Here is a 21,985-nt window from a genome sequence, read left to right as displayed (position 1 = left end):
ACCTCAGCTGAACTTGGGCGGGCGACGCAGGTGGATGTCGCTCGCCTGTTGCCACACCGCCGCCAGCCGCAACGCCAGATCCTCCCGCCACAGCGCCGCCACGAACGTGATCGCCCGCGGCGCCCCCTGCTCCGAAAAGCCGCTCGGCACCACCACCGTCGGATGGCCGCTCAGGTTGGTCGCCGTCAGCACCGATCCGGCGTTGGTCGGCGCGATGATCACGTCGACCGTCGCGTAGAGTGTCGCGAGTTGCTGCATGAGGAGCGTGCGCGCGCGGTTGGCCTGGACGTACTGGACCGCCGACACCATGTGCGCCGCCCGGAAAGTGTTGGGCCAGGCACCTCGATTCTGCTGCACCATCTGGTCGTCGCGATTGGTGCGGGTGATCTCCTCAAATGCGGCCGCCGCCTCGACCGTGAGGATGGTGCGCATCGCGTCGGTCGGCAGCGTCTCGGGCCAGACGATCGGCGTCAGCGTCGCACCCGCCTTGATCAGCGCATCGAGGACGGGGCGCTGCGCCGTGTAGGCAGCGCGCTGCGGTGCCGAGGCATCCGCCGCCGGCTCGACAAGCGAGGGATGTACGCCGATGCGCACGTTCGCGAGCGACCGATCGGGCTCGTAGCGGAACGGCATCGTCCGCGTCGACGGGTCGCGCGGGTCGGCGCCGTGCACGGCGTCGAAGACGAGTGCCAAGTCACCTGCATGGCGAGCAATGGGGCCGACCTTGTCCATTGTCCACGAGAGCGCCATCGCCCCATGCCGCGAGATCCGGCCGAAGGTCGGACGCAGACCGCTCACGCCGCAGCGCGTGCAGGGCGAGACGATCGAGCCGAGTGTCTCGGTGCCGATCGCGAACGGGACGAGGCCCGCCGCCACGCTGCTCGCCGACCCGGCCGAGGACCCACTCGATCCCTGCTCCGTGTTCCACGGGTTGCGCGTCATTCCGCCGAACCAGACATCACCCTGCGCGAACTCGCCGAGCGAGGTCTTGGCCACCAACACGGCGCCCGCTTTGTCGAGCCGCTCGACCACCGCGGCCGTCTCCTCAAGCCGCTGCTCCTTGAAGAGTGGAGACCCCCAGGTGGTCGGATAGCCCGGCACCGCAAAGAGGTCCTTCGCGGCGTAGGGCACGCCATGCAGCGGCCCGCGGAAGCTCCCGCGCTTCGCCTCGGCGTCGAGCGCATCGGCCTGCGCACGCGCCCGCTCCGGCGTGAGCGTGATGGCGCACTTGAGGATCGGGTCGAACTGCGCGTAGCGCGCGAGCGCGCGATCGACCAGTTGCCGCGAGGTCACGTGCCCGGCTCGGATCAAGCGCCCGAGCTGTTCCGCCGAGGCGAACGCCCAGTCCGAGTCGGTGGTCGGCAGCACCAGCGGATTGGGTCGTCGGCGCGGCACCCGCGCAGTGATGGGCTGACCGACGGCCGTCGCCCCCGCCGGGCGCGGGTCAAAGTGGAGCGCCGGTACGACCGAGTTCGGCAGCGGCACTTGCTGCAGCTTGGCGAGCGAGGCAAGCGTCCCGTCGACCGTCGAGAGCATCATCTCGCGCTCGGCATCGGTGAAGCTGATCCCCAGCACCGCCTCGGCGGCGGCGAGCTGCTCCTTCGTGAGTGCCCGCAGTGCCAGAACGGCCTCTGGTGCGTTGGCAGCCGGCGGGACCACATCGGCCCACAGCTGGTCGGCCAGTGCGATCGGGAGGCCGGCGGCGGTGGCGAGGCCGAGAAAGGTGCGGCGATCGAAGGGCTGGGACATTGGCGGCTCCTGAGGTGACAACCCTGCGGGGGGATACGGCGTCTGAGGGAATCATCACTCCGTTCCGACCGAACCGCCAAGGAGAAGCCATGTCCCGCCCGATCGCCCTGACCGTCCTGTTGCTCGGCAGCCTCGCGAGCAGTGCCCCGCTCACCGCGCAGGAGACCCGCTTCACCCACGCCTTGGCGCGCGGTGCGACACTCTCCCTGAGCAACATCGACGGCGACGTCCGCGTCACGCCGGCCAGCGGTCGGACGGCGGAGATCATCGCGCGGAAGACCGTTCGGAAGGGGAATGGCGCCCTGGTGAAGGCGGTGATGGAGGAGAGTGATGACGGCATCCGCGTCTGCACCCTCTACCTCGACGACACGGACGACGATCGCACCAGCTGCACCGGCCGCCGTGGCCGCAACCGCAGTGGATATCGCGATCCGCTCGACGTCGAGATGTCGTACGAGGTGCGGCTCCCCGAAGGTGCGGCGCTGCAGGTGACCACGGTCGACGGCGACGTGCACGTCTCCGACCTGACGGGCAAGGCCACCATCACCACCGTCGACGGCGACGTCATCGTCTCGGGTCGGGCGCCGGAGTCGATCTCGACCGTCGATGGCGACATCGACGTGACCGTGGCCGAGATGCCGAAGGCCGGCATGCACTACCGGACGGTCGACGGCGCCATCACCGTCCGAGTCCCGTCGGGTGTCGGCCTCGACGTCTCCGGTTCTTCGGTCGACGGGACCTTCAGCAGCGACTTCCCGCTGACCACTTCGGGGAAGTGGGGCCCGCGCCAGTTCCGCGGCACGCTCGGCGACGGCGGGCCAGCGTTGCGGCTGAGCACCGTGGATGGGGCGATCCGGCTGCAGAAGCGGTAGCCTGCAACCATTCACGGGTCGCCCACGTCTCAGTCAGGAACCCCGACTCTCCCTCTTCGGAGCTTGCCCATGCGCCGCACCCTGCTCGCCTCCCTCCTCGTGGCCGCCGCCCCCCTGGCGGCCCAGGAGACCCGCTTCACCCCGACGATCGCCGCCGGGGGCACGCTCGCCCTCGAGAACATCAACGGGCCGATGGTGATCACGCAGGGCACCGGGCGCACCGCTGAGGTGATCGTCACCAAGCGGGTGATCAAGGGCGACGGCTCCTACGTGAAGGCGATCATGGAGGAGCGCGGCGGGACGGTGCGGATCTGCACCATCTACACCAACCGCGACCCGAACCGGAAGACGTGCGATGGCGAGAACTCCTCCTCGTCACGCGGCCGCGACAACTATGACCAGGTCGAGATGCGGTACGAAGTGCGAGTCCCGGCGGGTGTGCTGGTCGATGCCGAGAGCGTGAATGGCAACATCACCGCGACCGGGCTCGAGGCATCGGCCGCCCTGGAGTCCGTCAACGGCGCGATCACTTTCAGCGGAACGACGGCCAGCCACCTCGAGACGGTCAATGGCGGCATCAAGGCCAAGTTCACCAAGGCCGATTGGGACGGCACGCTGAAGGTCTCGGCGGTGAATGGCGGCGTCGACCTCGTCTTCCCCACCGGCCTCGATGCCGACATCAGCGGCGAAACCGTGAACGGCGGCATCAGCAGCGACTTTCCGGTGACCATCGAGGGGAAGTGGGGGCCGAAGTCGTTCACCGGCAAGATCGGTCGTGGCGGGCGCCGGCTCAGCGTCGAGACGGTGAACGGCGGGATCACCCTCAAGAAAGGGTGATATTTCGCCGAGCCGCGGCTTCAGCCGCGGGGTGAACGGATCTAGTCGGCGGCCGCAGCGAGAAGCTCGGCCGCCGCTTTCGCATGCGGGATCAGGGCGAAGAGGTCGCCCTTCTCGAGGTGGAGGCGGCCGGTCATCGCGGCCATTGTCGGCGTCGTGCGACCGGCGATGAGCGCGAGCCAGGTCGTGGTGGTCGCGGCGAGCACGAAATCGGCGGGATCCCGATCAGCCACATCCGCGGTTCTCGCCTCAGTGCAGCGCCCATCATCGACGCGGACGAGGGTGTGCGACGGTGGTTCCACATCCGAGGCGACGAGCACCAGCGTCCCGACCCATCCCGCGGCGGCCTCGGCGAACACCGCCGAGCCGTTGAGGTGCGCCTGCCAACGTGCAATTCCCCCTGGCGTGAACAAGGATGGCATCGCAGCGGACTCAGTTCGCGGTTCGCCGTTCGCGGTCATCCGTGTCTCGTTGGGAGGGCGTCGAAGGCGATCGGCGCCGCCAGCACCTGGTCGGGGATCGCGAAGGCCTGGGTGATCTGCTCGGCGATCGGCCGCATCTCCTGGATGCAGTTGTTGACCAGGTAGCGAATCGCCTTGGCCTTCGGCGTCTCCACCACGCCGTTCATCAGGAACCAGCCGATGTCGCGCTCGACCGCCGACGCCCAGAAGGTGTCGCGGACGAGCATGAGCAACGGACGAAGCGAGGTTTGCGCCCGCTCGATCTCCTCCTGCACGGCGTCGAAGGCGACGCGTTCGACGTGCGCGGTGGCGAGGTGCATCAGGTGGTCCTGCACATCCTGCATCGCCCCGAGAGGATCCTTCTTCATCCCGGCGCGCAACCGGCGCGCGGCGGCGTCAAGCAGCCGTTCCTCGCGGTAGCGGAGCAGGTCGGCCTGTTGCACCGGGTCGCGGAGGTGGTCCTCGTCGTCGCGACGCGCCGTCACCGGGTTCATCGCCTTCAGTGCTGCCCGGGCCCGCCGCGTGAGCAACCGGATCACCCCCATCTCGGCGAACTCCTGCTTGTACCCCGTCAGCAGTCCCTTCGCGAGCAGCTGCATCAGGACGGTGTTGTCGCCCTCGAACGTCGTCCAGACATCGATGTCGCCGCGCAGCACCGCGAGGCGATTCACCTGCAGGTAGCCCTGCCCGCCGCAGCATTCGCGCGCGTCGGTGACGGCCTGCTGCGCCAGCCAGGCGGTGTAGGCCTTGAGCCCGGCCGCAAGCCCCTCGACCTCGCGACTCTCTCCCTCGTGCCCCCCGCCGTCCTGCAAGGCGGCAAAACGATCGACGAGTCGAGAGAGCGCCATGTCGAGGACCAGCGACGACGCCAGCGCCGGCAGGAGTCGACGCTGGTGGGTGCGGTAATCGAGCAGCTTGGTGACGTTGCCGCCCTCGGGACCGAACTGCGTGCGCCGGTTGCCGTAGCGAATCGCGATGGTGAGCGCGCTCTTCGCCGCAGAGAGTGCGGACAGGCCGATGGTGATCCGGCCGCCGACGAGGGTGCCGATCATCGTGAAGAAGCGCCGCGCCGGGCTCTCGATCGGCGAGCTGTACGTCCCGTCGGCGGCCACGTGTCCGAAGCGGTCGAGGAGGTGCAGACGCGGGATGCGCACCTGGTCGAACCAGAGCCGGCCATTGTCGACGCCGTTCAACCCTTCCTTGATGCCGGTGTCGCCGATACGCACGCCAGGCGCGGCCGCCCCCGACGCATCGCGAATCGGCACCAGGAAGGCGTGGACACCGTGCCGCATGCCGCCGACGATCAGCTGCGCGAAGACCGTCGCCATCGCGCCGTGGCACGCGACGTTGCCGAGCCATTCCTTGTGGGCGCCGCCGTGGGGCGTGTGAATCACGAACGTTTCGGTCGCAGCGTCGTAGGTGGCGGTGGTCTCGAGGTCGCGAACATTCGAGCCGCTGCCGAGCTCGCTCATCGCGAACGCACCGAGGAGCTCCCCGCTGGAGATGCTCGGCAGGAAGGTGCGGTGGTGCCATTCGGTGCCGAGGAGGATCACGCTGCCTTGAAAGAGCCCGAACTGCACGCCGTACTTGATGGTCAGCGAGAGGTCGTGGAAGGCGAGCGTCTCGAACGAGGCGAGGAAGTCGCGTGGTCGTCCGGCCCCGCCGTACTGCGGCGCCACCGCCAACGCGCCCAGGCCGTCCTTCGCCAGCTCGCGCAGCCAGCCGAGGACCACCTCGCGGTACGCATGGTGCGAGAGCCCATAGACGTAGGCAAAGCGCGGATCGGTGAGCCGCTGGCGAACGAAGTCCCGGACCCCGACCTCGGGGCCGTCGAGCAACGCCTTGAGCGCCGCGACATCGACCAGGGGCGATGGTCGGACGGGGGACGGGGCGGGGCGCCGGGGGAGGGCTGGCTGGGTCATGGAAGAAAAATAGCCCCGCAGGTGGCTAGGTTTCGCGAGTGTCCACTTCACCTCCGCTCGTCGCCGTCCTCGGCGCCGGCGCCGCCGGGCTCCTCGCCGCCATCCATGCGGCCAAGGGCGGCGCGCGCGTCGTCCTGCTTGAGCGTACCCCGGACGGGGGACGCAAGATCCTGATATCCGGGGGCGGCCGCTGCAACATCCTGCCCTCGCACCTCGACACCACCCGCTATGTCACGGCCTCCTCCCCCAATTCACTCCGGATGATCCTGCGAGGGTGGCCGCTCGAAGATCAACGCAGCTTCTTCGAGGAGGAAGTCGGCTTGCCGCTCCGGCTCGAGGAGGAAACCGGCAAGCTCTTCCCGGTGGCGAACAGCGCGCGCGCGGTGCGCGACGGGTTGGTGCGGACCGCGAAGGCGCACGGCGTCGAGTGGCAGTCGGGCGTCGAAGTGACCGCCCTCGATCCGCTCACGTCAGGGTGGGGGATCACCCTCGCCGGTGGCCGGACGATTCGCGCCGACGCCGTGATCGTGGCGACCGGTGGGCTCTCCGTCCCCAAGACCGGGTCGGACGGCTTCGCCTATCGTGCCCTCGGCGCGCTCGGCCACACCATCCATCCGACCTACCCTGCCCTCACCCCGCTGACGCTCGACCCGCCCATCTTCGCGGACCTCGCCGGCGTCTCGCTCCCGGTCACCATCGAGGCGAAGAACGCCACGGAACGTCGCGAGGCAAGTGGCGGTTTCCTCTTCACCCATCGTGGCTACAGCGGGCCGGCTGTCCTCGACATCTCGCATGTCGCGGTCCGTGGCGGCCTCGCGGAGGAGCCCCCCGCGACGATCACGGTGCAGTGGACCGCCTACGATGCCCCCACGTGGGAAGCGTTCCTTGCCCCGGCCGTGCATCAGGTGGGGACGGTCATCCGTCGTGAGCTGCCGACGCGACTCGCCGATCGCCTGCTGGCCGATGTCGGCATCGACCCGACTCGGAAGCTCTCCCAGCTCCCGCGCAACGGCCGCAAGGCGCTGGTGGCCGCCCTGACGCGCTACCCGCTCCCCTGGAGCGGCGACGAGGGCTACAAGAAGGCCGAGGTCACCGGCGGTGGCGTGGCGCTGGGCGAAGTCCAACCCGCCACCATGGAGAGCCGTATCCATCCCGGACTCTTCCTCGCCGGCGAACTGCTGGATGCGTTCGGGCCGATTGGGGGTTACAACTTTGTCTGGGCGTGGGTCACCGGACGACTGGCTGGACTCGGTGCTTCGGCGAAGGATGATGGATGATGGATGATGGATCATCGGTGATCCGCTGCCCTGACCCCTCCCCCGAATTCATCGCCCATCCATCATCTATCATCCATCATCCATCATCCCTTTTCACGAGCCCCCGCATGCGCACATCACTCCGTCTCCTGCTTCTGCTCGCGCTTCCGTTCTCGCTCCCGGCCCAGGCTCGTCTGACGACGCCGGAGCAGGCGCTCGGCTTCAAGATCGGCGCCGACTATCAGCTGGCGACCTACACCCAGTTGCAGCGGTGGTGGGAGAAGCTGGCGGTGGAGTCGCCGCGCATGGAGCTGGACACGATCGGCACGACCGCCGAGGGGCGGCCGCAGTTGATGGCGATCCTCTCCTCCCCCGCGAACCTGGCGAAGCGTGAGGAGTACCGGAAGAACAACGCGCTGCTCGCCGCGGGCCGGGTCGACGAGGCCACCGCCAGGCGCCTGGCGGCGAACGGCAAGTCGGTGATCTGGATCGACGGCGGACTCCACGCGACCGAAGTGCTCGGTGCGCAGCAGCTGCTCGAGATGGTCTGGCAGTTCGTCTCGCAGGATGACGCCGAGACGACACGGATCCTCGACGACGTGATCATCCTCGTCACCCACGCAAACCCCGATGGGATGGAACTGGTCTCGTCGTGGTACATGCGGAACCCGGACACGCTGCGACGGAACATGGGCGACCTGCCGCGCCTCTACCAGAAGTACGTCGGCCACGACAACAACCGCGACTTCTATCGCAACGCGCAGGTGGAGTCGCGCAACATCAGCCGGACGCTCTATCGGACGTGGTTTCCGCAGGTCATCTACAACCACCACCAGACCGGCCCCGCGGGCTCGGTGATGTTCGCGCCGCCGTTCCGCGATCCGTTCAACTACGTCTTCGACCCGATGATCCCGACCGGGCTCGATTTCGTGGCGATGGGCATGCAGCGCCGCTTCGCCTCCGAAGGGAAGCCGGGCGTGGTCTCGAAGGAAGCCTCGTCGTATTCCACCTGGTGGAACGGCGGGCTCCGCACGGCGGGCTATTTCCACAACATGATCGGCATCTTGACCGAGACGATCGGCTCGCCGACCCCGACCACGATTCCGCTCGTGCTCGCGCGGCAACTGCCGAGCGGCAGCGGCCAGTTCCCGATCGCGCCGCAGGTGTGGCGCTTCCGGCAATCGATCGACTACTCGATGACGGCGAATCGGGCGATCCTCGACTACGCCTCCCGCTATCGCGAGGAGTTGCTGTTCGACTTCTGGCAGATGGGGCGCAACTCGATCGCGCGCGGCTCGACCGACACGTGGACCACGACCCCGGTGCTGATCGACGCGGCGCGCGCTGCCGGCACCTCGACGCAGGCGCAGGCCGCCGCGCTCCGCGATCCGGCGCGCCGTGACCCACGCGCCTACGTCATCCCGGCCAACCAGGCCGAGATCGGCAACGCCCTCGATTTCCTGCAGGCGCTCTCCACCTCGGGCATTGAAGTGCAGAAGGCGACCGCGGACTTCAGCATCGGGGGTACGCGGTACCCGAAGGGCTCGTTCGTCGTCCGTACCGACCAGGCGTTCCGGCCGCATGTGCTCGACATGTTCGAGCCGCAGTGGCACCCGACCGACCTGCAGTACCCCGGCGGCCCGCCAAAGCGGCCGTACGACAACGCCGGCTACACGCTGGCGTATCAGATGGGCGTCAGCTTTGATCGGATCCTCGACCCGTTCCAGGCCCCGCTCGCCCCGATCACCACCGAGGACGTTCGCCCCGACGCGGCCGCCTTCGACACCAAGGCCAAGGCATGGCGCGTCCCGGCCGGGTCCACCGACGGTTTCGTCGCGGTGAACCGCCTACTCAAGGCGAAACAGAAGGTCGAGCGTCTCCCGAACGGCGACTTCCTCGTCCCCGCCTCCTCCGCAGCGGCCAAGGTGCTGGGCGAGATGGCGCGCGATCGCGCGCTCCCGACCACGGCGACGACGCTGGCGCAGCGCGGCACGGCAGTGACGCCGCTCCGCATCGGGCTGTGGGACCGCTATGGCGGCTCAATGGAGTCGGGATGGACGCGGTGGATTCTCGAACAGTACGAGATGCCGTTCACGGTGGTCTATGCGCCGACGCTTGACGCTGGCAACCTCCGTCAGCAATTCGACGTGCTGCTCTTCGTGAACGGCGCCATCCCCGGCACCGGTGGCGGACGGGGCGGCGGTGGTGGCGGCGGTGGTCGCGTGCTCGATCCGATGACGCTGCCCGCCGAATTCCGCGATCAGCTCGGCAACGTCTCGGCGGCGACCACGATCCCCCAGATCAAGAGCTTCCTCGAGCAGGGCGGTCGCGTTGTCGCGATCGGCTCGTCGGCGACCAATCTCGCCGCGGCGCTGACGCTGCCGGTCGAGAGCCAGATCACCGAGAAGCAGGCCAACGGCACCACGCGCCCGATCTCGAGCGACAAGTTCTACATCCCCGGCTCGGTCCTCGTCACCAGCGTCGACACCACGGTCGCCGTGGCCCGCGGGGCGCGCCCCGCCACCGACGTCTTCTTCGACAACTCCCCGGTGTGGCGCCTCCTCCCCGATGCCGCGGCAAAGGGTGTCACGCCGATCGCCCGCTACACGGCCGAGAAGCCGCTGCGCTCCGGCTGGGCCATCGGGCAGGACTACCTCAAGGATGGCATCGCCATGGCACAGGCGACCGTCGGTCAGGGTACGCTGTATCTGTACGGCCCCGAAGTCATGTTCCGGGCCCAGCCGGCGGGGACGTATCGGTTTGTGTTTAACACATTCTACAGATGATGGATCATGGATGATGGATGATGGATGATGAGGGCGACCGCGAGGCCAGCTTGAATCGCCTCGCAGGCAGTATCCATCATCCATCATCCATGATCCATCATCTCTGACATGGAACTCACCATGACGTCGCCACTCGGAGTTTCCCTGACCTGGCTCGGCCACTCGGCCTTCCACCTCGACATTCCGGGTGGGCCGTCGCTGCTATTCGATCCGTGGCTATCGAATCCGAAGGCGCCGGCGAACGCCGCGGAGCTCGCCGCAACGGCAAACGTCATCTGCGTGACACACGGGCATGGCGATCACATCGGTGAGACGGTGGCTCTGGCGAAGGCCACCGGCGCGAAGGTCCTCTGCAGCGTCGAGCTCGGGATGGAGCTCGTTGCTGAGGGGGCCCCGGAGGAGCAGGTGGTGGCCTTCAACATCGGCGGCTCGTATGCCACGCATGGCGTGACGGCAACGCTGGTCCAGGCGTTCCATTCTTCCTCCCTCGCGACGACCGATGGCCGCCCGCGTGAGATCGGTACTCCATGCGGCTTCGTCCTGGAGTGCCCGCACGATCTGGTGATCTACAACACCGGTGACACCGGGGTCTTCGGCGACATGGCGCTGATCGGCGAGATGTACCACCCCGACATTCTGATGCTGCCGATCGGTGACTTCTACACCATGGGTCCGCGGCAGGCGGCCAAGGCGTGCGAACTGGTCCAGCCGACGTGGATTGTCCCGCAGCACTATGCCACGTTCCCGGGCCTGCCCGGGACGCCAGAGGAGCTGAAGCGCCACCTGCCGGTCGGTCTCCAAGGCCGCGTCCTCACCCCCGCGCCGGGCGAGACGATCCGGTAGCTTACGGGCATGGCCTCCCTCGCCCTGCTCGGTGTGCCCCTCGACCTCGGCGCCTCACGGCGCGGGGTCGAGATGGGCCCCTCCGCCGTCCGCCTCGCCCAGCTTGCCCAGCGCCTTGAACGCCTCGGCCACGATGTGGTCGACACGGGCGACGTCCCGATTCCCACGCGCGAGACGCTCGGTGTGGGACGCGGCATCGGATTCCTCCCCACCATCACCGGCATCTGCGCCGACATCGCCACCCGCACCGCCGACATCGTGCGGGGTGGTCGCATTCCGGTCGTGCTCGGTGGCGACCACTCCCTGGCCGCCGGCTCGATCGCCGGCGTCGCAACCGCGCTCGCCGAACGGGGCGAGCGCCTCGGCGTGATCTGGCTCGACGCCCACGCCGACCTCAACACCCCCGAGAGCACGCTCAGTGGCAACGTCCACGGCATGCCGGTCGCGCACCTGCTCGGCCACGGCGACCCGGGGATGGCATCGATTGCGCGGCCCGCGCCGGCGGTGCGTCCCGAGCACCTGGTGATCATCGGGGCGCGCGACCTTGATCAGGCCGAGAGGACCCACGCGCGCGAGTACGGCGTGACGATCTACACGATGCGCGACATCGACGAGCGCGGCCTCCGCACCATCCTCGCCGAGGCCATCGCGAAGGTCAGCGAGGGGACGACGGGGCTGCATGTCTCCCTCGATCTCGATTTTGTGGACCCGCGCGATGCGCCCGGTGTGGGCACACCGGTGCGCGGCGGCGTCACCTACCGCGAAGCGCACCTCGCGATGGAGATGTTGTGGGACAGCGGTCGCGTGGTCTCGCTCGACCTGGTCGAGGTGAACCCCGTGCTCGACTCGTACAATCAGACCGCGGAACTCGCGGTCGAGCTGATGGCGAGTGCCTTCGGCCAGCGCATTCTCTAGGAGCCGTCGATGAGTGACCAGCCGAATACCCGCCCCGCCCTGATCCTCGGCATTTCCATCGTGCTTGCGGCACTTGTCGCCGCGGGCGCGGTCAGCGGGCTCAAGCGCGCCAACGACGACATCACCGTCACCGGATCGGCCAAGCGGCTGGTCCGGGCAGATCTCGCGGTGTGGCGACTCGACGTCGGCCGTCAGGCCGGAACGCAGGCCGATGCCGCGCGCATCGCCCGCGATGGCGCCGAGCAGACCAGGGCGTTCCTCACGGCCCAGGGCTTCCCCGACTCGAGCATCACGGTGCGCGCGCCGTTCACGATGGTGGTCAACGAGTACATCAACGGCAATGAGACCGGGCGTGTGCTCGGCTACCGCGTCACGCAGCAGGTCGAGCTCCGTTCACCGGATGTCGACAAGGTGGCGGCACTGGCCGGCGACCTCTCGGGGCTGCTCGGGGCGGGAGTCGGTGTGGTCGGCCAGGCGCCGGAGTACCTCTACGCCAAGCTGCCGGACATTCGAGGGCCGCTGCTGGCGGAGGCCACCAAGGACGCCCGCACCCGCGCCGATGAGATCCTGGGGGCTGTGGGAGCGAAGACGGGGCGCCTGAAGGCCGTCAGGGTCGGTGGTCTTCCAGGTGACCAAGCGGAATTCCACCGAGGTGAATGACTACGGGATGTACGACACCAGCGATCGGGACAAGGAGGTGACTGGCGTGGTTCGGATCACCTTTGCGGTGAAATAGTCATTTGGTGCAGATCGAAACATTCGCTGGGGTAGCCGAAGTGGTGATCCGACACTAGAATGACCGGTCGCCATTACTCGCTCCTTTGCTCTAGAGTCCCCGTGCCCCTGTTGCGCCGCCTCGTGCACCCCGCCCTGCTCGCCGCCGTCCTGGCCGCGAGCAGTCCGGTGTCGGCGAGTGCGCAGTCCGCAGGGTTCTCGCGCGACGAGAAGCCGTTCACGACCATCTCCAAGATGTTCGCGAAGGATGCACCCTCGGATTCATTGGTGACACTGGCGAAGGCGCAGATCGGCACCCGCTACAAGCTCGGCGCGAAGGCGCCGGGGAAGGCGTTCGACTGCAGCGGGCTGGTGCAGTGGGTGATGGCCGCGTTCAATCTGGATCTGCCGCGCACCTCGCGCGAGCAGGCCAAGGCCGGCATCGAAGTGCCGAAGGACCCGACCCAACTCCGGCCGGGCGACCTGCTCTACTTCGGCAAGGGCAAGACCGTCAGCCATATCGGCATCTACGTCGGCGACGGGAAGTATGTCCATGCGGCGAATCGCCGGACGGGCGTCGTCGAAGCCGCCCTGCCGACGGGGACCAGGGCCAAGACCTGGTGGAAGGGCGCCCGGCGCATCTTTGGCGGTGCCGACGATGCGCCGCCGATCACGCTCTTCGATTCCCTGCTCGTCAGCCGCACCAGCGGCAGCTAAGCCGCCCCCGACTCGTCGGCCGGCACCGCCGCCACGAGCCACGTCAGCAGCGCCGCCACTCCCAACGTCACCACGCCGCCCACCGCCTCCATCGGGCGATCGCGCACGACCACCAGCAACGACCAGCTCGAGAACGCCGCGAAGAAGAGTGGCGTCCACGGATAGCCCCAGACCCGATACGGGCGCGGCAGCGTCGGCTCCCGCTTGCGGAGCAGGATCACGCCGACCACCGCCAGCACCATGAAGAGATTCAGGGTGAAGGAGGCGTAGGTGAGGATCCCCTCGAACGAATCGGTCAGCACGAAGAGCAACGCGAGGCCGCCCTGCAACAACACCGCGCGGCTCGGACTGCCCGTTGCCGTGCGCTGTGCCAACGGCCGGAGCGGCGGATTGTCCTCCGCCATCGCCTCGATCACGCGGGGGCCGGCGAGCGTCATCGCCGAAATGGTGGAGATGAGAAGCAGGGCGATGACCCCACTCATCAACCGACCCCCCGCGTCGCCGAAGATGTGCCCGGCGGCAATGGCCCCGATCTCGACCTGCCCCGCGAGCTCGGTGATCGGGGTGGTGCGCAGGAAGACCCAGTTCAATCCCATGTAGAGCGCCGTGACCAGCAGCGTGCCGAGCACCAGCGCGCGCGGCACGTTGCGTTCGGCATTCACGACCTCGCCCTGGAAGTACGCCGCCGCGTTGAAGCCGGTGTAGGCGTACGAGACGAAGATCAGCGAGATCGCGAAGGCGCCGCTGGTCATCTGCCCCATGGAGGCTGCCGTCGGCGCCACGCTCAGTGCCGTGCCGGACGCGGTCAATCCCATCGCCACGAAGGCGAGGATGAGCAGCACCTTCACGGTGGTGACCACCACCTGCACCTTGCCGCCAACCGCCGGCGCGAGGAGGTGCACGCCGGTGGCGGCGACGATGGCGGCGACGGCCAGGGAACCCGCCGGGATCTCGAGCAGCGGACCGGCATACCGACCCAGCGCCATGGCGGCGAGCGCGACCGGCGCCGCGAAGCCGACCGCGACCGAGACCCAGCCGGCCACGGTCCCGACGGCAGGGGCATAGATCCGGCCGAGAAAGCGGTACTCCCCACCCGACCCGCGGATCGCCGCCGAGAGCTCGCCGTAGCAGAGGGCCCCGGCCACGGCGATCACTCCCCCGATGCCCCAGGCCGCGAGGAGCGCGAATCCATCCGTGGTCCCCAGCACCTGAAAGCCGAGCGTCGTGAAGACGCCGGTGCCGACGATGTTGGCCACGACGGTGGCGAGGGCGGCGGCGAAGCCGAGCGGAGCGCGCGCGTGGGGTGTGGTCATGGGGTATCCCAAAGATAGGACGACATCGGGCACCTCGCGCCGGGCGTGGCGTCCCGCTACAATCCGTGCGGCTCCGGGCACCGCGCCGGGGCGTCCCCTTCCAAGCCGAGACTTCCAGATGCCGCACGGACCTGCCGACGCGCCGCTCTCCCGGCGCGACCTGCTCAAGGCTGCTGGCGCCGCCAGCGCCGCGATCGCCGTTTCCAGCACCGAGAGCCACGCGACCCCGACGCCACCCCCCCAGACGACGCCCGCGGCGGCGACGATGATGGGCGTGCCGTTCGCTCGCCATGCCAAGGTGCGGGTGGCGATCGTCGGTACCGGGCTTCGCGGCAGCTCGGTCCTCGGCGAACTGCTGGCCGTCGATGGCGTGCAGATCACCGCGCTCTGCGACATCGTCCCCGCGAAGGTGGCACGCGCCGCCAAGCGCGTCACCGACGCCGGCCAGCCCGCCCCCGCGACGTACAGCAACGGCGAGCGTGCGTTCGAGGAACTGGTGAAGCGCGACGACATCGACATCGTGTACACGGCCACGCCATGGCCCTGGCACACGCCGGTCTGCCTCGCGGCAATGAAGGCCGGCAAGCACGCCGCCACCGAAGTGCCGGCCGCGACGTCGCTCGCCGAGTGCTGGGAACTGGTCCGCACCTCGGAGCAGACGCGGAAGCACTGCCTGATGATGGAGAACTGCTGCTACGACTTCAACGAGATGCTGGTCGACACGATGGTGAAGAAGGGACTCTTCGGCGAGATCCTCTACGCCGAGGCCGCCTACATCCACGACCTGCGCGGCATCCTCTTCGAGGATCGCGATGAAGGGCTGTGGCGCCGGAAGCCGCACACCAATCGCGACGGCAACTTCTATCCGACGCACGGCCTCGGCCCGGTGTCGTGGTATCTCGACATCCACAAGGGCGATCGCTTCGACTACCTCGTCTCGATGTCGACGCCCGAGCGCGGGCTCTCGCAGTGGCGCGAGGCGAAGGTGCCGAAGGACTCGCCGAAGTGGCAGGAGAAGTACACGGCGGGCGACATCAACTCGTCGCTGATCAAGACGATGCGCGGCAAGACCATCCTGCTCCAGCACTGCGTCACGCTCCCGACGCCGTACGACCGCCTCAACTCCGTCCGCGGCACCAAGGGTGTCTTCAAGGACTACCCGGGCCGCATCTACCTCGACGGGCAGCCGGGCGGGGAATCCTTCAAGCCGGTCGACGGCTTCAAGGCGGAGCACACGCACCCGCTCTGGCAGCGCGTCGGTGCCATCGCGCGGCAGAAGGGCGGCCACGGCGGCATGGACTACATCATGGCGTTCCGACTGGTCGAGTGCATGCGCGAGGGCCTGCCGCCCGACTTCGACGTCTATGATGCGGCGGCGTGGAGCGCACCGTGGCCGCTCTCGGAGGCGTCACTCGCCAAGGGCAGCGCACCGATGAAGTTCCCCGACTTCTCCAACGGCGCCTGGCAGCGGCCACGGACGGGCGCGTGAATCCGACCCTGCTCGACTGGGGGATCGTGCTCGCCTCCATCGTCATCTGCGCGATCCCGCCCATCCTGCTGGCGAAGCGCGCCGGCTCGAGCACCGCGGAATTCTTCACGTCGGGGCAGTCGGCGCCGTGGTGGCTGATCGGTGTCTCGATGGTGGCCACCACCTTCAGCACCGACACGCCGAACCTCGTCACCAACTTCGTGCGGACCGGCGGCGTCGCCAGCAACTGGCAGTGGTGGGCCTTCCTGCTCACCGGGATGGCGACGGTCTTCTTCTTCGCGCGGCTCTGGCGGCGAAGCGGCGTCCTCACCGACCTCGAGTTCTACGAGCTGCGCTACAGCGGTCGCGCCGCGACGCTCGTGCGCGGCTTCCGGGCGGTCTATCTCGGCCTCTTCTTCAACTGCTTCATCATGGCGTCGGTCAACCTCGCCGCCGCGAAGATCGCCTCGATCGTCCTCGGCTGGCCGATGTGGCAGACGCTGGTGATCTGCGGCGTCCTCAACGTCGCCTTCGCGGCGAGCTCGGGGCTCTGGGGCGTCCTCGTCGTCGACTTCATCCAGTTCGGCATCGCGATGACCGGCGCCTTCTCGGCGATGTACTTCGCGCTCAAGCAGCCGGAGGTCGGCGGCATGGCCGGGCTGGTGGCCAAGTTGCCCGAGTCGACGCTCTCGCTGGTGCCGGACTTCAGCAACTGGCCGCTGACGCTGACATTGTTCGTGATTCCGCTCACGCTCCAATGGTGGTCGGTCTGGTATCCGGGGGCTGAACCGGGCGGCGGGTCGTACATCGCCCAGCGGATGCTCGCGGCGAAGTCCGAGCGCGACGCCCTCGGCGGCACCCTGCTGTTCAACGTGGCGCATTACGCCTTGCGCTCGTGGCCCTGGATCATCGTCGCGCTCGCGTCAATTCTGGTCTTCCCGACCCTCGAATCGATCCAGGTCGCCTTTCCGAATGTCGACCCGCGGCTGATCGGCCATGACCTCGCCTATCCGGCGATGCTCAAGTTCCTGCCGCACGGATTCCTCGGCCTGATGATCGCCGGGATGCTGGCCGCCTACGTGTCGACACTGGTGACGCACCTGAACTGGGGTTCGTCGTACCTGGTGCACGACTTCTACCGCCGCTTCGTGAAGACCGACGCCACCGAGGCGCACTACGTCGGCGTCGGCCGCTGGATCACGGCGGCCCTGATGATCGTCGCCGGACTGCTCACCTACGCGCTCGACACGGCGGCCGAGTCGTTCCAGTTGCTGCTGTCGATCGGTGCCGGCACCGGTCTGATCTACCTGCTGCGCTGGTTCTGGTGGCGCATCAACGCCTGGTGCGAGATCACCGCGATGATCTCCTCGTTCGTCGTCGCCCTCGGCTTCTTCATCGCGAACAAGATGGGGATGCAGATTCCGGCGCACATCTCGCTGTTGCTCACCATCGCCGTCACCACCGCAGTCTGGGTCACCACGGCGATCGTCACGGCGCCGACCGACCGGAACGTGCTGCTCGCGTTCTATCGGAAGGTGCGCCCGGCCGGTCCGGGCTGGGAGTCCATCCGGGCGGAGACCGGGCTGCCGGCGTCGCCCGATTCCCTGCCGCAGGCCTTTCTTGCCTGGATGTTCGGCTGCTTCATGGTCTATGGCGCGCTCTTCGGCACCGGCTCGCTGATCTATGGCCACACCCGCACCGCCGCCTTCTGGATCACCGTCTTCGTGATCAGCGCCGGGGTGCTGCTCCGGATCGTGCCGAAGATGTGGAGCGCGAGTCCGGTGGAGTCATGACCGTCGCGGCCGCGACCGCCGCCGTCGTTCTCGCGCGCGGACTCGGCAGCCGCATGCGCCGCCCTGCCGAGGGGGTGGCGCTCGATCCCCGGCAGGCCGCTGCCGCGGCGGCCGGCCTCAAGGGGATGATCCCCGATGACGCCGGTCGACCGTTCCTCGACCACGTCCTCTCGTCGCTTGCCGATGGCGGCATCACCGACGTCTGTCTCGTCGTCGCACCGGACCACGCCGCCATCCGCGCCCACTACACGGCGCATCCCCCGACCCGGGTGCGATTGGCCTGGGCCATCCAGGCCGAGCCCCGGGGCACGGCCGACGCGGTGCTCGCCGCCGAGTCGTGGGCTGCTGGTCGGGACGTGCTGGTGCTCAACGCCGACAACCTCTATCCGGTCGCCGCCATTCAGGCGCTGGTGCGCCTTGGCGGGCCGGGCCTCGTGGCCTTCGACCCCGAGGCCCTGGTGCGCCAGGGGAACATCGAGGCAGGGCGGATCGCGTCGTTCGCGATCCTCACCCTTCGCGAGGACGGCAGCGTGGCCGCCATCATCGAGAAGCCGGACCCGGCCACGCTCGCGGCCGCCGGGCCGACGCCGTGGGTGAGCATGAATCTCTTTCGACTCGACCAGTCGCTCTTTGCGGCGTGTCACGACGTGACGCCGTCGCCGCGTGGCGAGCTCGAGCTGCCCACGGCGGTGACGCTGGCGATCGGACGCGGAACGCGATTGCAGGCGGTCACCATGCGCGCCGGCGTGCTCGATCTCTCGCGGCAGGACGACATCGCCGCCGTGGCGGCCGCGCTTGCCACCGCGCAGTGCGCGCCGTGATGCAGGACTGGCCGCGTCGCATCGAGGCGCTCGGCCTCACCGGCGAGGCCGCCGAGCATGCGGCGCGCCAGTTCGCCGTCGTCGCCACCGCGTATGCACGGCGGGTCGGCGATCCGACGCGTGCCCGCGCGTGGTGGATCCCCGGACGGATCGAGGTCCTCGGCAAGCATACCGACTACGGTGGCGGCCGATCGTTGCTCGCCGCCGTCGAGCGAGGCTTCCATATCCTCGCCTCCCCCCGTCGTGACGGCATCGTGCGCCTGATCGATGCCTCGCGCCACACCACGCTGCGCCTCCCGCTGCGTGCCGACGTACCGCCGCGGCCGGGTGCATGGTCCGACTATCCGATCTCGGTGATCCGCCGCCTCGCCCGCGATTTCCCCGGGGCGCACACCGGGATGGACGCGGTGCTGATCTCGTCGCTGCCCTCGGCGTCAGGATTGTCGTCGTCGAGCGCCTTGGTGATCGCCACTTTTCTCCCGCTCGCGGCCTTCAACCGCATGGAACAGCAGCCGGGCTGGGGCGACGCGATTCCGGATCAGGATGCGCTCGCCGGTTACCTCGGGGCCATGGAGAATGGCAAGGTGTTCGGGCCGTTTGGGGCGGATCGTGGCGTGGGCACGCACGGCGGGAGCGAAGACCACACGGCGATCCTCCGCTGCGCACCCGGCGCCCTGGCCCAGTATCGCTTCCTCCCCGTCGCCCCCGAGGCACAGGTCGCATTGCCGGCGGGGTGGACCTTCGCGATCGGCGTCTCCGGCGTGCACGCCGCGAAGGGTGGCGCCGTGCAGGAGCACTACAACGGTCTTGCCCGACAGCTGACGCTGCTGCTCGCGACCTGGCGTCGCATCAGCGGAACGACACCGGACTCGCTGCTGGCCGCCCTCGCGGCAGGTCCCGAGGCACGGGAGACGCTCGCGCAGGCGGTGCGCATGGAGCACCCGGCCGAGGGGGATGATCTCGTCGCGCGGCTTGGTCAGTTCGCCGAGGAGTGCGAGACGATCATTCCCTCGGTGACGCAGCGGCTGCAGCAGGGCGACCCCGAGTCGATCGGCAGCGCCGTGGACCGCTCGCAGGAACTCGCCGAAACGGTACTGGCCAATCAGGTCCCCGAGACGGTGCAATTGGTGCGCAGTGCACGACGACTCGGGGCTGCCGCCGCTTCCGCCTTCGGCGCGGGCTTTGGCGGCAGCGTCTGGGCACTGGTGCGGGAGGCCGAGAGCACCGCATTCCTCGCCGCGTGGAAGGAGCATTACCTGCTCGCCTTTCCGGCCCGCGCGGGACGAGCGACCTTCTTTGCGTCGCGCCCCGGGGCTTCCGCCGGGGAGCTCCCGGACTGACCCCTCCGGCGGCGCCACCGCACCATCCCTTTGAGCGACTCGGGAACCGCCATATCTTGCTGGGTAGCCTCCTCCTCGCCTGAGTCGCCATGAGCCAGCCCACCCGCGCCTGCCCTACCTGCCAGACCCCGCTTCCGGGGATGGCGGCGTATTGCTATGTGTGCGGCACCGAGACGCCGGTCGGGATGATGAAGGAGACCGGCGAGCGCGTGGCCGTGGGCGTCTCGGGCGTCGGGCCGACGGAGCTGCGCAAGAAGTTGCGGCGCGCCCTCGGCCCTGGGTACGAGCTGCAGGATCGCATCGGTGCCGGTGGCTTCGCCGAGGTCTTCCGCGTGCGCGACCTGCGACTCAAGCGCGATCTCGCCGTGAAGGTGCTGCGCCCGGACCTGGGCCTCTCGCCCGACCTGGTGATGCGCTTCCGCCGCGAAGCGGAGACGATCGCCAACCTGCGCCATCCGCACATCGTGCCGGTCTACGATGTCGGCGAAGCCGAAGGGCTCGCCTACCTCATCATGCCGTTGATTGTCGGCGAGAATCTGCGCACGGTGATGGAGCGCGAAGGCGCGATGCCGGTGAAGGAGGTGCAGCGGATCCTCCGCGAAGCCTGCTCCGGGCTGGCCGCCGCGCATGACGCCGGCATTGTCCACCGCGACATCAAGCCCGAAAACGTGATGCTCGAAGGGCCCGAGAAGCGGGTCCTCCTCATGGACTTCGGCATCGCGAAGGTCGTCGGTGGCGGCGCCGGAGACGATGGCGATCCGAGCGAAGGGCTCACCAGCACGGGCATCATCATCGGCACGCCGCAGTACATGAGTCCCGAGCAGGCCTGCGGCGACAAGTCGATCGACGCGCGCAGCGATCAGTATTCGCTGGCGGTCGTCGGCTACCGGATGCTCAGCGGCACGCTGCCGTTCGACGGCGAGTCGACGCGTGCCGTGCTCTATCAGCAGCTGGTGGGTGAGCCGAAGCCGCTCGGCGAGCGGATGCCCGACCTCCCCGGCCCGATCAACGTCGCGATTCAGCGCGCCATGGCGAAGGAGCCGAACGAGCGCTTCCCGTCGATGCGCGAATTCGCCGCCATGCTCGAGGGCGACAGCAGCCTCACCCTGGCACCGAAGCCCGGACCGGGGATCGCCCCCGGCAAGGCCGCGTCGTCACGGCGGACGTCGATCCTGATGGGGGTGGTCGCGGTTCTGGCGATGGTGGGCTGGTACTTCTCTCAGGGCAGTCCCGCCCAGACGACTACCGACGAGACCCTGGTGCCCTCCGCCGTCGGCACCCCGGAGCCGACGGCGTCTGGGGCGGCCCTGGGCGCCGCGACCACACCACCGGCCGCCCCGCCGACCTCCGCGCCTGCCGGGGGAACCGCCGCCCCGAAGACGCCGCCGGTGACCAAGCCGGGCGTCAAGGGAGCGACTCCCGCCGCACCTCCCGTAGTCACCGCCGCGCCCGCCCCGACCAAGGCCCCCACCGGCCCGAGCTGCAGCCGAGCCGCCGCCAACGGCGACTGGCTCGGCGCGGCGAACGCCTGCGCCACCGAGGCGGCCGCCGGTTCGGCGGTGGCCCAGCGGATCCTCGGCTCACTCTACGACCGCGGGAGCGGGGTGACCGCCGATCCCGCCAAGGCGGTCGAGTGGTACCGGAAGGCGAGCTCCGGTGGCGACCTCGAGGCCAAGATGGCGCTCGCCCGCCTGCTGGAGGCCGGTCGCGGGGCGAAGGCGAACCAGGGGGAGGCGATCGCGCTCCTGCGCGAGGCGGCCGCGGGCGGGCTCCTCCGCGCCCAGCAGACCCTGGCCTTCCGGCTCGAGAACGGCGGCGGCATCAAGAAGGACGAGGCGGAGTCGGCGCTCTGGTATCGTCGCGCGGCGGAACAGGGCGACGTGGCCAGTCAGGAGAAGCTCGCCGAGTTCCTCGCCAAGGGCCGTGGGGTGACCAAGAACGAAGCCGAGGCGCTCGACTGGTACAAGAAGGCGGGCGACAAGGGATCGGCTGAGGCGGCCTGGCAGGCGGCGCAGGCCTACTTCCGGGGGAAGGGAACGCCGAAGAACGAGGCGGCGGGGATGGAATGGCTCCGCAAGGCGGCCTCCCGCAACCACACCGAAGCCACCAAGGAACTCGCCAAGCGCGGCGGGTGAGGATACCAGGGTCCGGCAATGACGAGGCCCCGCCGATCGTGAG

At 68.9% G+C, this 21,985-nt stretch carries 17 protein-coding genes; 13 read left to right on the top strand and 4 right to left on the bottom strand.

Annotated elements, in window-relative coordinates:
• Positions 1–3 precede the first annotated feature (3 nt).
• Entirely contained in the window at positions 4–1,749 is a 1,746-nt protein-coding gene (locus IPP98_00745) for an amidase (protein MBL0177640.1), read from the bottom strand.
• A gap of 89 nt (positions 1,750–1,838) precedes the next feature.
• Between IPP98_00745 and IPP98_00740 the strand changes: the two genes are divergently transcribed.
• Both IPP98_00740 and IPP98_00735 read left to right on the top strand, forming a co-directional pair.
• Entirely contained in the window at positions 1,839–2,621 is a 783-nt protein-coding gene (locus IPP98_00740) for a DUF4097 family beta strand repeat protein (GenBank protein MBL0177639.1), read from the top strand.
• Positions 2,622–2,690: 69 nt separating this feature from the next.
• A complete protein-coding gene (locus IPP98_00735; GenBank protein MBL0177638.1) occupies positions 2,691–3,458 on the top strand; it encodes a DUF4097 family beta strand repeat protein in 768 nt (255 codons plus the stop codon).
• Positions 3,459–3,499: 41 nt separating this feature from the next.
• Here the strand turns inward: IPP98_00735 and IPP98_00730 are convergent, their stop codons facing one another.
• A complete protein-coding gene (locus IPP98_00730; GenBank protein MBL0177637.1) occupies positions 3,500–3,880 on the bottom strand; it encodes an SCP2 sterol-binding domain-containing protein in 381 nt (126 codons plus the stop codon).
• Between the two features lie 35 nt (positions 3,881–3,915).
• Entirely contained in the window at positions 3,916–5,841 is a 1,926-nt protein-coding gene (locus IPP98_00725) for an acyl-CoA dehydrogenase family protein (protein ID MBL0177636.1), read from the bottom strand.
• 38 nt (positions 5,842–5,879) lie between these two features.
• Here IPP98_00725 and IPP98_00720 point away from each other — a divergent pair, with 38 nt between their 5' ends.
• From IPP98_00720 to IPP98_00695, 6 genes are all read left to right on the top strand, one after another.
• Complete coding sequence (locus tag IPP98_00720) at positions 5,880–7,118, top strand: aminoacetone oxidase family FAD-binding enzyme (protein MBL0177635.1); 1,239 nt, start codon at positions 5,880–5,882, stop codon at positions 7,116–7,118.
• Positions 7,119–7,225: 107 nt separating this feature from the next.
• Positions 7,226–9,883 carry a peptidase gene (locus IPP98_00715; protein ID MBL0177634.1) on the top strand — a complete coding sequence of 886 codons (2,658 nt, stop codon included), beginning with the start codon at positions 7,226–7,228 and terminating at the stop codon, positions 9,881–9,883.
• A gap of 108 nt (positions 9,884–9,991) precedes the next feature.
• Positions 9,992–10,726, top strand: a complete 735-nt coding sequence (locus tag IPP98_00710; protein ID MBL0177633.1) for a metal-dependent hydrolase — start codon at positions 9,992–9,994, stop codon at positions 10,724–10,726.
• A 9-nt stretch (positions 10,727–10,735) separates the two neighbouring features.
• Complete coding sequence (rocF, locus tag IPP98_00705) at positions 10,736–11,641, top strand: arginase (protein ID MBL0177632.1); 906 nt, start codon at positions 10,736–10,738, stop codon at positions 11,639–11,641.
• 9 nt (positions 11,642–11,650) lie between these two features.
• A complete protein-coding gene (locus IPP98_00700; protein ID MBL0177631.1) occupies positions 11,651–12,301 on the top strand; it encodes an SIMPL domain-containing protein in 651 nt (216 codons plus the stop codon).
• A gap of 177 nt (positions 12,302–12,478) precedes the next feature.
• A complete protein-coding gene (locus tag IPP98_00695; protein MBL0177630.1) occupies positions 12,479–13,072 on the top strand; it encodes a C40 family peptidase in 594 nt (197 codons plus the stop codon).
• On the opposite strand, the gene IPP98_00690 is transcribed toward IPP98_00695, so the two are convergent.
• Positions 13,069–14,385, bottom strand: a complete 1,317-nt coding sequence (locus IPP98_00690; protein MBL0177629.1) for an APC family permease — start codon at positions 14,383–14,385, stop codon at positions 13,069–13,071. The genes IPP98_00695 and IPP98_00690 overlap by 4 nt on opposite strands.
• A 118-nt stretch (positions 14,386–14,503) precedes the next feature.
• Here IPP98_00690 and IPP98_00685 point away from each other — a divergent pair, with 118 nt between their 5' ends.
• From IPP98_00685 to IPP98_00665, 5 genes are all read left to right on the top strand, one after another.
• Complete coding sequence (locus IPP98_00685) at positions 14,504–15,874, top strand: Gfo/Idh/MocA family oxidoreductase (protein ID MBL0177628.1); 1,371 nt, start codon at positions 14,504–14,506, stop codon at positions 15,872–15,874.
• On the top strand, positions 15,871–17,646 hold the full coding sequence (locus tag IPP98_00680; protein ID MBL0177627.1) for a Na+:solute symporter: 1,776 nt from the start codon (positions 15,871–15,873) through the stop codon (positions 17,644–17,646). Before IPP98_00685 ends, IPP98_00680 begins: the two co-directional genes overlap by 4 nt.
• On the top strand, positions 17,643–18,467 hold the full coding sequence (locus tag IPP98_00675) for an NTP transferase domain-containing protein (GenBank protein ID MBL0177626.1): 825 nt from the start codon (positions 17,643–17,645) through the stop codon (positions 18,465–18,467). The genes IPP98_00680 and IPP98_00675 overlap by 4 nt, the downstream gene beginning before the upstream one ends.
• On the top strand, positions 18,464–19,807 hold the full coding sequence (locus tag IPP98_00670; GenBank protein MBL0177625.1) for a galactokinase: 1,344 nt from the start codon (positions 18,464–18,466) through the stop codon (positions 19,805–19,807). Before IPP98_00675 ends, IPP98_00670 begins: the two co-directional genes overlap by 4 nt.
• Positions 19,808–19,896: 89 nt before the next feature.
• Positions 19,897–21,942 (top strand): SEL1-like repeat protein, encoded by a 2,046-nt coding sequence (locus IPP98_00665; protein MBL0177624.1) that lies wholly within the window; start codon positions 19,897–19,899, stop codon positions 21,940–21,942.
• Positions 21,943–21,985 lie beyond the last annotated feature (43 nt).

It is taken from the genome of Gemmatimonadota bacterium, assembly GCA_016720805.1.
Classification (GTDB): domain Bacteria; phylum Gemmatimonadota; class Gemmatimonadetes; order Gemmatimonadales; family GWC2-71-9; genus Palsa-1233.
This window is presented reverse-complemented; position numbering and strand designations above follow the sequence as displayed.

Coding starts and splice junctions, on each gene's coding strand:
- IPP98_00745 (MBL0177640.1), bottom strand. CDS start 1,749: ATGTCCCAGCCCTTCGATCGCCGCACCTTTCTCGGCCTCGCCACCGCC.
- IPP98_00740 (MBL0177639.1), top strand. CDS start 1,839: ATGTCCCGCCCGATCGCCCTGACCGTCCTGTTGCTCGGCAGCCTCGCG.
- IPP98_00735 (MBL0177638.1), top strand. CDS start 2,691: ATGCGCCGCACCCTGCTCGCCTCCCTCCTCGTGGCCGCCGCCCCCCTG.
- IPP98_00730 (MBL0177637.1), bottom strand. CDS start 3,880: ATGCCATCCTTGTTCACGCCAGGGGGAATTGCACGTTGGCAGGCGCAC.
- IPP98_00725 (MBL0177636.1), bottom strand. CDS start 5,841: ATGACCCAGCCAGCCCTCCCCCGGCGCCCCGCCCCGTCCCCCGTCCGA.
- IPP98_00715 (MBL0177634.1), top strand. CDS start 7,226: ATGCGCACATCACTCCGTCTCCTGCTTCTGCTCGCGCTTCCGTTCTCG.
- IPP98_00710 (MBL0177633.1), top strand. CDS start 9,992: ATGGAACTCACCATGACGTCGCCACTCGGAGTTTCCCTGACCTGGCTC.
- rocF (MBL0177632.1), top strand. CDS start 10,736: ATGGCCTCCCTCGCCCTGCTCGGTGTGCCCCTCGACCTCGGCGCCTCA.
- IPP98_00700 (MBL0177631.1), top strand. CDS start 11,651: ATGAGTGACCAGCCGAATACCCGCCCCGCCCTGATCCTCGGCATTTCC.
- IPP98_00690 (MBL0177629.1), bottom strand. CDS start 14,385: ATGACCACACCCCACGCGCGCGCTCCGCTCGGCTTCGCCGCCGCCCTC.
- IPP98_00685 (MBL0177628.1), top strand. CDS start 14,504: ATGCCGCACGGACCTGCCGACGCGCCGCTCTCCCGGCGCGACCTGCTC.
- IPP98_00675 (MBL0177626.1), top strand. CDS start 17,643: ATGACCGTCGCGGCCGCGACCGCCGCCGTCGTTCTCGCGCGCGGACTC.
- IPP98_00665 (MBL0177624.1), top strand. CDS start 19,897: ATGAGCCAGCCCACCCGCGCCTGCCCTACCTGCCAGACCCCGCTTCCG.